General features: G+C 72.0%; 13 protein-coding genes and 2 pseudogenes. 14 read left to right on the top strand and 1 reads right to left on the bottom strand.

The window, feature by feature from the left end; translation table 11 throughout:
* Position 1: 1 nt before the first annotated feature.
* On the bottom strand, positions 2 to 763 hold the full coding sequence (locus ACFYO8_RS23815; RefSeq protein ID WP_387190338.1) for an enoyl-CoA hydratase/isomerase family protein: 762 nt from the start codon (positions 761 to 763) through the stop codon (positions 2 to 4).
* 172 nt (positions 764 to 935) lie between these two features.
* Between ACFYO8_RS23815 and ACFYO8_RS23810 the strand changes: the two genes are divergently transcribed.
* From ACFYO8_RS23810 to ACFYO8_RS23745, 14 genes and pseudogenes are all read left to right on the top strand, one after another.
* Positions 936 to 1,796 (top strand): CoA-transferase, encoded by an 861-nt coding sequence (locus ACFYO8_RS23810; protein ID WP_354874455.1) that lies wholly within the window; start codon positions 936 to 938, stop codon positions 1,794 to 1,796.
* Entirely contained in the window at positions 1,793 to 2,611 is an 819-nt protein-coding gene (locus ACFYO8_RS23805; RefSeq protein ID WP_354874453.1) for a CoA-transferase, read from the top strand. Before ACFYO8_RS23810 ends, ACFYO8_RS23805 begins: the two co-directional genes overlap by 4 nt.
* Positions 2,608 to 3,723: an NAD(P)H-dependent flavin oxidoreductase gene (locus ACFYO8_RS23800; protein ID WP_387188543.1), complete on the top strand. Its 1,116-nt coding sequence runs from the start codon at positions 2,608 to 2,610 to the stop codon at positions 3,721 to 3,723. The genes ACFYO8_RS23805 and ACFYO8_RS23800 overlap by 4 nt, the downstream gene beginning before the upstream one ends.
* 2 nt (positions 3,724 to 3,725) lie before the next feature.
* On the top strand, positions 3,726 to 4,601 hold the full coding sequence (locus ACFYO8_RS23795; RefSeq protein ID WP_387257544.1) for an SDR family NAD(P)-dependent oxidoreductase: 876 nt from the start codon (positions 3,726 to 3,728) through the stop codon (positions 4,599 to 4,601).
* Positions 4,598 to 5,391: pseudogene (locus ACFYO8_RS23790) on the top strand (SDR family oxidoreductase). The gene ACFYO8_RS23795 and the pseudogene ACFYO8_RS23790 overlap by 4 nt, the downstream one beginning before the upstream one ends.
* Before the next feature lie 60 nt (positions 5,392 to 5,451).
* Complete coding sequence (locus ACFYO8_RS23785; RefSeq protein WP_354874448.1) at positions 5,452 to 5,925, top strand: MaoC family dehydratase N-terminal domain-containing protein; 474 nt, start codon at positions 5,452 to 5,454, stop codon at positions 5,923 to 5,925.
* Complete coding sequence (locus tag ACFYO8_RS23780) at positions 5,922 to 6,443, top strand: MaoC/PaaZ C-terminal domain-containing protein (protein ID WP_354874446.1); 522 nt, start codon at positions 5,922 to 5,924, stop codon at positions 6,441 to 6,443. The genes ACFYO8_RS23785 and ACFYO8_RS23780 overlap by 4 nt, the downstream gene beginning before the upstream one ends.
* Positions 6,440 to 7,228: an enoyl-CoA hydratase family protein gene (locus ACFYO8_RS23775; RefSeq protein ID WP_387257542.1), complete on the top strand. Its 789-nt coding sequence runs from the start codon at positions 6,440 to 6,442 to the stop codon at positions 7,226 to 7,228. Before ACFYO8_RS23780 ends, ACFYO8_RS23775 begins: the two co-directional genes overlap by 4 nt.
* 12 nt (positions 7,229 to 7,240) lie before the next feature.
* Entirely contained in the window at positions 7,241 to 8,215 is a 975-nt protein-coding gene (locus ACFYO8_RS23770; protein ID WP_387190351.1) for an NADPH:quinone oxidoreductase family protein, read from the top strand.
* Between the two features lie 29 nt (positions 8,216 to 8,244).
* On the top strand, positions 8,245 to 9,495 hold the full coding sequence (locus tag ACFYO8_RS23765) for an acyl-CoA dehydrogenase family protein (protein WP_387190354.1): 1,251 nt from the start codon (positions 8,245 to 8,247) through the stop codon (positions 9,493 to 9,495).
* 1 nt (position 9,496) lies between these two features.
* A complete protein-coding gene (locus tag ACFYO8_RS23760) occupies positions 9,497 to 10,636 on the top strand; it encodes an acyl-CoA dehydrogenase family protein (protein ID WP_355096421.1) in 1,140 nt (379 codons plus the stop codon).
* Between the two features lie 6 nt (positions 10,637 to 10,642).
* The gene (locus ACFYO8_RS23755; protein ID WP_355096423.1) at positions 10,643 to 11,659 is read left to right on the top strand and encodes an acyl-CoA dehydrogenase; all 1,017 of its coding nucleotides are present in this window, start codon (positions 10,643 to 10,645) and stop codon (positions 11,657 to 11,659) included.
* A 68-nt stretch (positions 11,660 to 11,727) separates the two neighbouring features.
* Entirely contained in the window at positions 11,728 to 12,600 is an 873-nt protein-coding gene (locus ACFYO8_RS23750) for an enoyl-CoA hydratase (protein ID WP_354874438.1), read from the top strand.
* A gap of 44 nt (positions 12,601 to 12,644) precedes the next feature.
* A pseudogene (locus tag ACFYO8_RS23745) lies at positions 12,645 to 12,745 on the top strand (electron transfer flavoprotein subunit beta); the annotation flags it as partial.

Here is a 12,745-nt window from a genome sequence, read left to right as displayed (position 1 = left end):
CTCAGGGCGCGTCCGCCCATCGCGGCGCGCGCTTGGCGACGAACGCGGCCGCGCCCTCGGCGGCATCCGGCCCGGCGAGCAGTTCGAGGGTCGCGAGCCGGTTGACCGCGCCGAGATCGTCCACGCGGGGGTCCAGGCTCAGGTGCATGAGCCGCTTGGTCGCCCGCACCGCCGCGGGGGAGTGGGTCGCGATCCGGGCGCCCAGCTGGAGCGCGCGCGGAAGGACCTCGTCGGCGGGGACCACGGCGTTGACCAGGCCCAGCTCGTGGGCCCGGGCCGCGGGAAGCGGTTCGGCAGCCAGCCCGAGTTCCAGGGCTACGGCGACCGGCACGCGACGGGGCAGGTCGGTGCCGCCCTCGGTGGCGGCGATGCCGCGCCCCACCTCGGGCAGCGCGAAGTAGGCGTGCTCGGCCGCGACGACGAGGTCGCAGGCGAGGGCGAGTTCGAAGCCGCCGCCGACGGCGGGCCCGTTGACCGCGGCGATGACCGGCTTGCGGTAGCCGCCGCGCAGCAGCGTCAGCGGGCTGCGGGCCACGTCCACCAGGCGCCCCTCGGCCGCGGCGCGCAGGTCCATCCCCGCGCTGAAGGACAACTCGCCGGTGCCGGTCAGCACGACCGCGCGCACGCCCGCGTCCGCGTCGTACCCGAGCAGGGCGTCGGTCATCGCCAGAAGGGTGTCGGGATCGAGGGCGTTGCGTACCTGCGGCCGATTGATCCTGATGACTCCCACCGCGCCGACGCGCTCGCGCACCACGGTGTTCATCTTTCGTCCTCCTTCGCAACAGGGTCTTGACCCTCTCCCTGAGGCTGTTAGTGTACCAACCAAGCGCTTGCTACATGGTGAGCCGGCCGTGGAGGCCCGGCACGCGACTCGCCCTTCGCGCTGCTCACCACCCGTCGGGCAGTGCTCCGACAGACGCAATGATGAGGGACACATGGCCGACAAGACTCTGACAGCCCGCGACGTCGTGTCGCGGCTCGATTCCGGGATGATCATCGGCATCGGGGGCTGGGGCTCACGCCGCAAGCCCATGGCCCTCGTGCGCGAGATCCTGCGTTCCGACCTCAGGGACCTGACCGTCGTCAGCTACGGCGGGCCGGACGTCGGGCTGCTCTGCGCCGCGGGCAAGGTCAAGAAGGTCGTCTTCGGTTTCGTCTCCCTCGACAGCATCGCCCTCGACCCGCACTTCCGCGCCGCGCGGCAGAAGGGCGCCGTCGAGGTCGCCGAGTACGACGAGGGCATGCTCCAGTGGGGGCTGTACGCCGCCGGCATCCGCCTGCCCTTCCTGCCGACCCGCGCCGGGCTCGGGTCGGACGTCCTGAAGCACAACCCCGACCTCAAACTCGTCCAGGACCCGTACGGCACCGAGCGGCTCGTGGCGATGCCGCCGCTGCGCCTCGACGCGGCCCTCGTGCACATGAACCGCGCCGACGCCCAGGGCAACGGCCAGTTCCTCGGGCCCGACCCGTACTTCGACGACCTCTACTGCCTCGCCGCCGACCAGGCCTTCATGTCCTGCGAGCGGATCGTGCCCACGGCCGAGCTGAGTGCCGCCGGGCACTCGGCGACCATCAAGATCAACCGGCAGCTCGTCGCCGGCGTCGTCGAGACCCCGAACGGCGCGCACTTCACCTCCTGCACCCCCGACTACGAGCGCGACGAGGCCTTCCAGCGTGAGTACGTCAAGGCCGCCGGCGACCCGCAGGCCTGGGCCAGGTTCGAGAAGCGGTACCTGTCCGGTACCGAAGATGACTACCAGGCGGCCGTCGCCGCCCGAGCCGAGGAGGTCGCATGAGCAGCGCCGCCACCGAGCAGCCCACGGGCAGCGCCACCACTGCCGACGCGCCGGTGACCCGCGCCGAGTACTGCGCGGTCGCCGTGGCGGACACGTTCGCCGGCGACGGCGAGTCCATCGCCAGCGCCTTCGGCACGATCCCGGCCATCGGCGTCCGCCTCGCCCGGCTCACCGTCGCCCCCGACCTGCTGCTCACCGACGGTGAGGCCCACTTCGTCTCCGGCTCCTGGGAGATCGGCGCGGACCCGCACGCCACCGAGGGCGTCGTCATCGAGGGCTGGAGCCCGTTCCGCACGATCTTCGACCTCGTCTGGCACGGCAAGCGGCACGTCATGATGATCCCGGTCCAGATCGACGGGCACGGCAACACCAACATCTCGGCCATCGGCGACTACGCCCGGCCCAAGGTCCAGCTGCTCGGCGTGCGCGGCGCCCCCGGCAACAGCATCTACCACCCGACCAGCTACTGGGTACCCAACCACTCCACGCGTAGCTTCGTCCGGACCGTCGACATGGTCTCCGGCGTCGGCACCGACAGCGCCCGGGCCGCCGGCCCGGCCGCGAGCGCGTACCACGATCTGCGTCGCGTCGTCACCAACCTCGCGGTCCTCGACTTCGGCGGCCCCGACGGCACGATGCGGCTGCTCAGCCTGCACCCCGGCGTCACGCTCGAGCAGTTCCGCGCCGCCACCGGCTGTGCCGTGCACGTCGAGGGTGAGGTCCCGGCCACCCGCGAGCCGAGCGCCGAGGAGCTGCGCCTCATCCGCGAGGTCATCGACCCCCGCTCGCTGCGCGACCGCGAGATCCCGGCATGAGCCAGGGCCGCGGGCTGCCCCCGACACTGCGTACCCGGGCGACCGACCTGTTCGGGGTGCGGTACCCGATCGTCCAGACCGGCATGGGCTACGTCTCCGACGTGCGCCTGACCACCGCGACGGCCAACGCCGGTGGGCTGGGCATCCTCGCGGCCGGCCTGCTCTCCTACGACGAGCTCGTAGTGGCCGTCGAGCAGGTCCAGGCCGGCACGGACGCGCCGTTCGGCGTCAACATCCGTGCCGACCAGCCGGACGTCGTCAAGCGCATCGACCTGCTCATCTCGGCCGGCGTCAAGGTGGCCTCCTTCGCACTGGCCCCCAAGCAGGAACTCATCGCCAGGTGCAAGGACGCCGGCCTCGTCGTCGTTCCGTCGATCGGCGCGCGCCGCCACGCCGAGAAGGTCGCCGCGTGGGGCGCCGACGCCGTCATCGTGCAGGGTGGCGAGGGCGGCGGCCACACCGGCGGGGTGCCCACCAGCCTGCTGCTGCCCCAGGTCGTCGACGCCGTCGGCATCCCGGTCATCGGCGCCGGTGGCTTCTTCGACGGCCGCGGCCTCGTCGCCGCGCTCGCCTACGGCGCCGAGGGCATCGCCATGGGCACCCGCTTCCTGCTCACCAGCGACTCGCCGGTCCAGCCGTCGGTCAAGGACGTCTACCTGTCCAAGACGGTCAACGACACCGTGCTGACCCTGCAGGTCGACGGCGTTCCGCAGCGCGTGCTGCGCGCCGGCACGATCGAGGAGCTGGAGCGCACCTCCGCCGCCGGCCGGCTGCTGCGGGCCGTACGCAACGCCTTCGCCTTCCAGAAGCTGTCCGGCACGCCGTGGGGCGACATGCTCCGCGAGGGCCTGGCCATGCGCAAGGCCCACGACCTGACGTGGAGCCAGGTCGTCATGGCGGCCAACGCTCCGATGCTCTACCGGTCGGCCCTGCTGGAGGGCAAGACCGACCTCGGCGTCATGGCCACCGGCCAGGTCGTCGGACTGATCGACGACGTCCCGAGCGTCGCCGAGCTCATCGACCGCATCATCGACGAGGCCACCCGGACCCTCGACCGACTCGGCGTGCCCGCGCCGGTCGCGTCGACCCCGGCCGGGCACAAGGAGGACTAGTCATGGGAGCACTGCAGGGACGCGTCGTCGTCGTCACCGGTGCCGGCCGCGGCCTCGGCCGTGAGCACGCCCTGCTCGCCGCCGCCGAAGGCGCCTCGGTCGTCGTCGCCGACACCGGGGCCGCCCCCGACGGCACCGGCAGCGACCCGTCGGTCGTCGAGGCCGTCGCCGCCGAGATCACGAACGCCGGCGGGCGGGCCGTGGCCAGCACCGCGGACGTCGCCACCACCGAGGGCGCCCGCGAGCTGCTCGCCCTCGCCCGCGACACCTACGGACGCGTCGACGGCCTCGTCAACAACGCCGGCATCCTGCGAGACCGGATGTTCGTCAACATGAGCGAGGACGACTGGGACGCGGTGATCCGTGGCCAGCTGCGCTCGACGTTCGCGCCGTGCCGGGTGTTCGCCGACCACTGGCGCACCGAGTCCAAGGCCGGCAACCAGCCGGTCGCCTCGATCGTCAACGTCTCCTCGACCTCCGGCATCATCGGCGCCGTCGGGCAGACGAACTACGGCGCGGGCAAGGCCGCCATCGCCGCCCTCACCGTCATCCTCGCCCAGGAGATCGGCCGCTACGGCGTACGCGTCAACGCGATCGTCCCGGTCGCGCGTACCCGGATGACCCAGGACCTGCCCGGCATCGGCGAGATGGTCGCCGCCCCGGCCGACCCCGCCGCGTTCGACGTCTACCACCCGGGCAACGTCTCCCCGCTCGTCGCCTGGCTGCTCACCGCCGACGTGCCGGTGACCGGCGAGGTGTACTACGCCAAGGGCGGCGAGATCCGTCGCTGCGCGCCGTGGAGCTACGACTGGACCATCGACAAGGGTGCCCGCTGGACCGTCGAGGAGATCGCGAAGGAGATGGCCGCCCGTGTCTGACACCGGTCACACCGAAGCCGCCGACTGGGCCGGCCCTGCCCACGGGCTGCTCTCCGGGCGCTCGGTGCTCGTCACCGCCGCGGCCGGCACCGGCATCGGCTTCTCGACGGCGCGCCGCGCCGCGGAGGAAGGCGCGCGTGTCGCCATCAGCGACCGCCACGAGCGCCGCCTCGCCGCCTCCGCCGACGAGATCGAGCGCCGCACCGGGACCCGGCCGCTCGCGGTGCCCTGCGACGTCACCGACCAGGCGCAGCTCGACCACCTCATGGACACCGTCGCCGCCGAGTTCGGCGGCATCGACGTACTCGTCAACAACGCCGGCCTCGGCGGCACCGCGGCGGTGCAGGACATGACCGACGAACAATGGGACTCCGTCCTGTCGGTGACCCTGACCTCGACGTTCAAGGCGACCCGGTCGGTGCTGCGGCACATGATCCCGGCCGGCAAGGGGGTCATCGTCAACAACGCCTCCGTCATCGGCTGGCGCGCGCAGAAGGGGCAGGCGCACTACGCCGCGGCCAAGGCCGGAGTCATGGCGCTGACCCGCTGCGCGGCCCTCGACGTCGCCGAGCACGGCATCCGGGTCAACGCGGTGTCCCCGAGCATCGCGATGCACGCCCATCTGGCCAAGGTGACCAGCGACGAGCTGCTCGCCCAACTCTCCGACCAGGAGGCGTTCGGCCGGGCCGCGGCGCCGTGGGAGATCGCCAACGTCATCGTCTTCCTCGCCAGTGACTACTCGTCGTACATGACCGGCGAGGTCGTGTCCGTCTCGAGCCAGCACCCGTGACCACCCGCTGCGTGCCGGCGACCGTGCCGGCTCGCAGCGGACGAACGAAAGGAGCCCGTCGTGGCCAACCCCGACGCGCAGGGCGTCACCGGCGCCCCCTTCCGGCTCGACGTCGAGCGCGGCAAGATCCGCGAGTTCGCGCTGGCCACCGGAGCGGCTGACGCGGCCTACCTGCGGGAGGAGAACCCGGTCGTACAGCCGACGTTCCTCACGACGACCTTCTTCTGGCAGGGCGAGGACTCCAACCCGTGGTCCGCGGTCGAGCTCGACCAGCAGCGCGGCCTGCACGCCGAGCAGCAGTACACCTTCTTCGGCGAGCCGCCCCGCGCCGGCACCAGGCTCACCTGCCAGTCGCGCATCGGCGAGATCTACACCAAGGTGGGGCGTCGCGGCGGTGAGATGACCTTCGCCGTGATGTACACCGACTTCCACGACGAGACCGGGCGTCTCGTCGCCCGCGCCAAGCTCACCGGTGTCGAGACGGCCCGCCCGCCGGTCACCGGGGCGGCGACGCAGGACGGAGCGTCCGCATGAGCCACAACGCCACCGCCCAGCCCCGTACGACCGAGGTCGGCCTGCCCGTCCCGGCGACCCCTCCGACGCGCGCCTACGGCCCGGTGACCCGCACCGACTTCGTCCGCTACCAGGGCGCCTCGGGCGACATGAACCCGATCCACCACGACGAGGTCTTCGCCAGGGCCGCGGGGTTTCCCAGCCCTTTCTCGGTGGGCATGTGGCAGGCCAGCCTGCTCGGCACCTACGCCACCGACTGGCTCGGCGGCCCCAACGTGCGTGACTTCCGCATCCGGTTCCTGGCCCAGGTGTGGCCCGGCGACGTCCTCACTCTCGAAGGCGTTCCGCTGCGCACCTACGTGCTCGAAACCGAGGACGGCCGTGAGGGCCGCGTCGACATCGAGCTGACCTGCCGGCGGCAGACCGGCGACACGGCCGTCACCGCGTGGGCGACGTTCGTGCTGCCCCTCGACGCCGCCGTCGGGGACGCGACACCCGAGGCTGGCGAGCAGCCCGAGACCACCGAGGAGCAGGGATGAGTCCCACGAGCCACGCGTCGGTGACGACGACAGTGCACCCCGACGGGATCGCCGAGATCGTCGTGGACAACCCGCCGGTCAACGCGCTGCCGGTGGCCGGCTGGTTCGCGCTCGCCGCCGCCCTCGCCGCCGCCGGCGCCGACGAGTCGGTACGTGTCGTCCTGCTGCGCGCCGAGGGCCGCGGTTTCAACGCCGGCGTCGACATCAAGGAGATGCAGCACACCGACGGCTTCACCGCGCTGCTCGGCGCCAACCGCGGCTGCTTCGCCGCGTTCAAGGCCGTCTACGAGTGCCCCGTCCCGGTCGTCACCGCCGTCCACGGCTTCTGCCTCGGGGGCGGCATCGGCCTGGTCGGCAACTCCGACGTCATCGTCGCCTCCGACGACGCCACCTTCGGCCTGCCCGAGGTCGACCGCGGCGCCCTCGGCGCGGCCACCCACCTGTCCCGGATGGTGCCCCAGCACCGGATGCGCGCCATGGTCTACACCTCGGCCACCGCCACCGCACAGGAGCTGCACGCGTACGGCTCGGTGCACAGTGTCGTACCCCGAGAGCAGTTGCGCGCGGCGGCGCTCGCCGTCGCGACCAGCATCGCCGAGAAGGACCCCACAGTGATCCGGGCCGCCAAGGCCTCGCTCAACGGCATCGACCTGTGGGACGTCAACCGCAGCTACCGCTTCGAGCAGGGCTTCACCTTCGAGCTCAACCTCACCGGGGTCGCCGACCGGATCCGCGACGAGTTCGCCGGCACCGACAAGGCGGCACGCCCGGGCAGCGAGGGCTGAGCCGTGCGGTCGATGGTGGTCCGCGAGCTCGGGGGTCCCGAGGTGCTCACGGTCGCGGACGGGCCGCAGCCGCAGCCCGGACCGGGGCAGGTACTCGTCGACGTCGTCGGTGCCGGGGTGAACTTTCCCGACGGCCTCATCGTCGCCGGCACCTACCAGACCAAGCCGGAGCTGCCGTTCGTGCCCGGCTGCGAGGTCGCCGGCACGGTCGCGGCGCTCGGCGACGGGGTGACCGGCCCACCCGTCGGCACCCGCGTCGTCGGCTTCTGCGGCATCGGCGGCTACGCCACCCAGGTGCTCGTCGACGCCCGCATGGTCCACCCGTTGCCCGAGGGTGTCGACCTCGTCGAGGCCAGCACGATCCCCGTCGTCTACGGCACGTCCTACCACGGCCTCGTCGACCGGGCCGGCCTCGCCGCCGGCGAGACGCTGCTCGTGCTCGGCGCCTCCGGCGGCGTCGGCCTCACCGCCGTGCAGATCGGCAAGGCCCTCGGCGCGACAGTGATCGCGGCCGCGTCGAGCGAGGACAAGCGCGAGCTGTGCCTGGCGCACGGGGCCGACCACGCCATCGGCTACGACGACCTGACGGCGACGGTGCGTGCGCTGACCGGCGACGCCGGCGTCGACGTCGTCTACGACCCGGTCGGTGGCGACGCCGCCACCGCGGCGCTGCGTGCCCTCGCGTGGGCCGGGAGGTTCCTCACCGTCGGCTACGCGGCGGGTGCGATCCCGCAGGTCAAGCTCAACCGGCTGCTGCTCACCGAGGGCGCGGTGCTGGGGGTCCTCTGGGGCGCCTGGGCCAGGCGCGACCCGGCGGCGAACGCCGCCAACATGACGACGGTGCTGGAGTGGATCGCCGCCGGCCGGCTGAGGCCGCACGTCAGCGAGGTCTTCCCGCTGGAGGAGGCCGCTCGCGCGCTCGGCACGGTGCTGAACCGTGGCGCTCGCGGCAAGATCGCCCTCCGCACGAGCACAGACAAGGAGTGACGGTGGCTGACGCGACCGACCTGACCCGGATGGACCTCGGCCCCGGCCCGCGCGCGAGCGAGCTGCTCGCGACGTTGCGCACGTTCATGGCCGAGCACGTCTACCCCGCCGAGAAGGTGTACGCCACCGAGCTCGCCGCCGCGGCCCGCGAGAACGGCGGGGTGTCCCACGTCCTGCCGCCGGTCGTCGAGGAGCTGAAGGCGACGGCGCGCAAGCTGGGGCTGTGGAACCTCTTCCTGCCTGACCTGTCGGGCCTCACCAACCTCGAGTACGCCTACCTGGCCGAGGAGACCGGACGCTCGCCCTACCTCGCCCCGGAGGCGATCAACTGCGCCGCGCCGGATACCGGCAACATGGAGCTGCTGCACATGTTCGGCACGCCCGAGCAGAAGCAGCGGTGGCTGACCCCGCTGCTCGATGGCACGATGCGCTCCGGCTTCTCGATGACCGAGCCGGACGTGGCCTCCTCCGACGCGCGCAACATCTCCACCTCGATCGTGCGCGACGGCGACGAGTACGTCATCAACGGACGCAAGTGGTGGACGACCGGCGCCGCCGACCCGCGCTGCGCCATCCTCGTGCTGATGGGCAAGACGGACCCGGAGGCGGCCGTCTACCGGCAGCAGTCCATGATCCTCGTGCCGGTCGACACCCCCGGGGTGACGATTCTGCGTTCGCTGCCGATCTTCGGTTACCACGACCAGCACGGCCACTGCGAGATCCGGTTCGACGACGTACGGGTGCCGGTGACGAACCTGCTCGGCGCCGAGGGCGAGGGTTTCGCGATCGCCCAGGCCCGCCTCGGCCCGGGCCGCATCCACCACGCGATGCGCTGCCTCGGCATGGCCGAGCGGGGCCTCGAGCTGATGGTGCGCCGGACGATGGCCCGCGAGGCGTTCGGCGGCCCGATCTCCAACCAGGGCGTGGTGCGAAACTGGATCGCCGAGTCCCGCATGGAGATCGAGCAGGCCCGCCTGCTCGTGCTCAAGGCCGCGTGGCTCATCGACCAGGTCGGCATCCAGGGCGCCGCGACCGAGATCGCCGCGATCAAGGTCGTCGCGCCCCGGGTCGCCCGCAACGTGCTGGACCGTTCGATCCAGGCGCACGGCGGCGGTGGGGTCACCGACGATTTCCCGATGGCCCGGATGTGGGCGAGCGCCCGCATCCTCGGCATCGCCGACGGCCCGGACGAGGTGCACCTGCGCACGGTGGCGCGTACGCAACTACGGCGCTACCGCGACACGCCGCCGACGGTCCTCGCCGGGACGGGACGCGACTGAGATGGATCTGACCTGGTCGGCGCAGGACGAGCAGTTCCGTGCGGAGGCCCGCGACTGGCTCGCCGCGAACGTGCCGCGGCAGCCGTTGCCCTCCGGGGACACCGCGGCGGGCTTCGCCGCCCACCTGGAGTGGGAGCGGGCACTGCACGCGGACCGGTGGTCGGTCGTGTCGTGGCCCGAGGAGTACGGCGGCCGTGCGGCCTCGATATGGCAGTGGCTCATCTTCGAGGAGGAGTACTACCGGGCCGGCGCGCCGCAGCGGGTGACGCAGAACGGCATCTTCCTGCTGGCCCCGACGATCTTCGAGTTCGGCACGAAGCAGCAGCAGGACGAGTTGCTGCCCCGGATGGCGGCGGCGCGGGACCTGTGGGCCCAGGGCTGGTCGGAGCCGGGCGCGGGCAGCGACCTGGCGGGGATCAGCTCCCGGGCGGTGCGGGACGAGCAGGCCGGCGGGTGGCGCCTGAGCGGGCAGAAGACCTGGTCGACCCGGGGCGCGTTCTGCACCCACCTGTTCGGGCTGTTCCGTACCGACCCGCAGGCGCAACGGCACCGGGGACTGACGTACTTCCTCGTGCCGCTGGACGCCCCGGGCGTGACGGTGCGCGGGTTCGACCGGCTCGACGGTGACGAGGGCTTCGCCGACGTGTTCTTCGAGGACGCGTTCGTACCGGACTCGGCGGTCCTCGGCGGCGTCGACCAGGGCTGGTCGGTCGCGATGTCGACGACCGGCTCGGAGCGGGGACTGACGCTGCGCTCACCGGGGCGTTTCCTCAAGGCGGCAGCCGCGCTCGTGGCGCTCGCGGGTGGGCGGGGCGAGGCGGCGACCGACCTGCTCCGCGACCGGGTGGCGCGCTCGTGGATGCAGGCGCACGCCTACCAGCAGTTCACGCTGGCTCAGGTCACCGACATCGTCGAGGGTCGCCCGGCCGGTGCGCGTTCGAGCCTCAACAAGGTCTTCTGGTCCGAGCTGGACATCGCGTTGCACGAGACGGCGCTGGAACTGCTCGGCCCGGACGCGCTCGTCGACGGCCCGTGGACCCGCGGCTACCAGTTCTCGCTGTCGGGTCCGATCTACGCGGGCACCAACGAGATCCAGCGCAACATCATCGCCGAGCGACTGCTCGGTCTGCCGAGAAGGTGATCAGGCGTGCGTTTCGCTCCGAGTGACGAGCAGCGGGAGCTGGAGGCGGTCGTCCGTCAGGTTCTCACCGACCGGTGCCCGCCGGAGACGGTACGCGCCGGAGCCGGATCGGCGCAGGTGGCCGCACTGACCGAGAGCCTGGCCGGTCTCGGTGTGGCGGGGCTGCTCGTGGCCGAGAGCGGCGGCGGGCTCGGCCTGGACGAGAACCACCTCGTGTCGGTCTTCGAGCAGATCGGGTACGCCGCCGCCCCGCTGCCGCTCACGGCGACCCTCGCGGTCGCTCCGGCGGTGCTCACCTCGGGCGCTCCGGACCGGCTGGCGAACCTTGTCGAGGGGGTGCTCACGGTCGGCGCCGATCCTGCGGTGACCGGGCATGTCGCGTTCGGTTCCGGTGTCGACCTGGTGCTGCGTGGCGGATTCGGTGGGACGGGGCCCATCGAGATTCTCGACGTGTCCGACGCGGCGGCGTCGACGTCGCCGTCGGTGGACGTCGCGCTGGACCTGACCGGGTACGCCGACGCGCGGCTCGTGGCGACGGTGGACGACCCGCAGGTGGTGCGGCTGGCCTGGGAGCGGGGGGTGCTGGCGACCTCGGCCGAACTCATCGGGCTGTCCCGACGGATGCTCGAACTCACGGTCGAGCACGTCCGCACCAGAGAGCAGTTCGGCGCGCCGATCGGCAGCTTCCAAGCGGTCAAGCACCACCTCGCCACAGCGCTGCTGCACCTGGAGTTCGCCGCGCCGGTGGTGGCGACGGCCGGGTTCGAGCTGGCCGCCGGCGTCCCGGGCCGACTGCGTTCCCTGGCGACGGCCAAGGCGCTGGCGTCCGAGGCGGCGCACGTCGTGGGCCGGGCCGCTCTGCAGTGCCACGGCGCTATCGGTTACACGACCGAGTACGACCTGCACCTGTTCCTCAAGCGGTCGTGGGCTCTGGAGTCGTCGTGGGGCAGCGCCGCCTGGCACCGGGCGGCTCTGCTGGAGGACCTCGGTGTCGGCCTGACCGGCGTGCGCCCCGCGTCCTGACCGCTGGCGCTCACCGGCGGCCCGCGATCCGCACGACGTACACCCGACCCGGCGAGAAGGAGATCCAAATGAGCGAGACCAGCGGCGTGGACCCGCAGGCGGAGGTCGTCCGGTACGAGACGCGGGGGCCGGTGGCCGTCGTGACGATGAACCGGCCGGAGTACCGCAACGCGCAGAATTCGGCGATGACCTACGCGCTCGATGACGCGTTCTACCGCGCGGCCGCGGACGACGAGGTGAAGGTCGTCGTCCTGGCGGGGGCGGGGAAGCACTTCTCGGCCGGCCACGACATCGGCACGCCGGGCCGGGACATCGATTCGTCGTTCGACCGGCGTGCCGGCCTGTGGTGGGACCATGTGGGTAAGGCCGGGGCCGACAGCCGGTTCGCCCGGGAGTCCGAGGTGTACCTCGGGATGTGCCGCCGCTGGCGTGAGCTGCCCAAGCCGATGATCGCGATGGTGCAGGGAGCGTGTATCGCCGGGGGCCTCATGCTCGCCTGGTCATGCGACCTCATCGTCGCCGCGGACGACGCGTTCTTCGCCGACCCGGTCGTACGCATGGGAATCCCCGGCGTCGAGTACTTCGCCCATCCGTGGGTGCTGGGTCCGCGCTTCGCCAAGGAGTTCCTCTTCACCGGCGACCGGATGCCGGCGGCGCGCGCCGCCGAGCTCGGCATGGTCAACCGGGTGGTCGCCAGAGACGAGCTCGAGGCAGAGGTCATGGGGCTCGCCGCACGGATCGCACAGATGCCGCGTCTGGGTCTTGCGCTGACCAAGAAGGCGGTCAACCAGGCCGAGGACCTCATGGGCCTGCGGGATGGAGTGGATTCGGTGTTCGGACTGCACCACGTGGCCCACGCGCACAACGCCGAGGTGGGCAGTGACTCCCTCGGTGGCCAGGACGCCCGAAGCATGCGTGACGCAACGAGACGGGCAGAGTAATCCGTGTGGAGAGCAATCACCCAGGAAAGGGTCGTCGAAGCGCGATGAATATCGTCGTACTCGTCAAGCAGGTGCCTGATTCGGGCGCGGACCGCAACCTGCGTTCTGACGACAACACCGTCGACCGCGGTTCGGCGAACAACGT

This window comes from Micromonospora sp. NPDC005257, assembly GCF_042872445.1.
Classification (GTDB): domain Bacteria; phylum Actinomycetota; class Actinomycetes; order Mycobacteriales; family Micromonosporaceae; genus Micromonospora.
The sequence above is the reverse complement of the archived record's forward strand: the minus strand, read 5'-3'. Positions and strand labels throughout refer to the sequence as shown.

Excerpts from the sequence above, each read along its gene's own strand:
- ACFYO8_RS23815 (WP_387190338.1), bottom strand. The coding sequence starts at position 763 with ATGAACACCGTGGTGCGCGAGCGCGTCGGCGCGGTGGGAGTCATCAGG.
- ACFYO8_RS23810 (WP_354874455.1), top strand. The coding sequence starts at position 936 with ATGGCCGACAAGACTCTGACAGCCCGCGACGTCGTGTCGCGGCTCGAT.
- ACFYO8_RS23805 (WP_354874453.1), top strand. The coding sequence starts at position 1,793 with ATGAGCAGCGCCGCCACCGAGCAGCCCACGGGCAGCGCCACCACTGCC.
- ACFYO8_RS23800 (WP_387188543.1), top strand. The coding sequence starts at position 2,608 with ATGAGCCAGGGCCGCGGGCTGCCCCCGACACTGCGTACCCGGGCGACC.
- ACFYO8_RS23795 (WP_387257544.1), top strand. The coding sequence starts at position 3,726 with ATGGGAGCACTGCAGGGACGCGTCGTCGTCGTCACCGGTGCCGGCCGC.
- ACFYO8_RS23780 (WP_354874446.1), top strand. The coding sequence starts at position 5,922 with ATGAGCCACAACGCCACCGCCCAGCCCCGTACGACCGAGGTCGGCCTG.
- ACFYO8_RS23775 (WP_387257542.1), top strand. The coding sequence starts at position 6,440 with ATGAGTCCCACGAGCCACGCGTCGGTGACGACGACAGTGCACCCCGAC.
- ACFYO8_RS23770 (WP_387190351.1), top strand. The coding sequence starts at position 7,241 with ATGGTGGTCCGCGAGCTCGGGGGTCCCGAGGTGCTCACGGTCGCGGAC.
- ACFYO8_RS23765 (WP_387190354.1), top strand. The coding sequence starts at position 8,245 with ATGGACCTCGGCCCCGGCCCGCGCGCGAGCGAGCTGCTCGCGACGTTG.
- ACFYO8_RS23760 (WP_355096421.1), top strand. The coding sequence starts at position 9,497 with ATGGATCTGACCTGGTCGGCGCAGGACGAGCAGTTCCGTGCGGAGGCC.
- ACFYO8_RS23750 (WP_354874438.1), top strand. The coding sequence starts at position 11,728 with ATGAGCGAGACCAGCGGCGTGGACCCGCAGGCGGAGGTCGTCCGGTAC.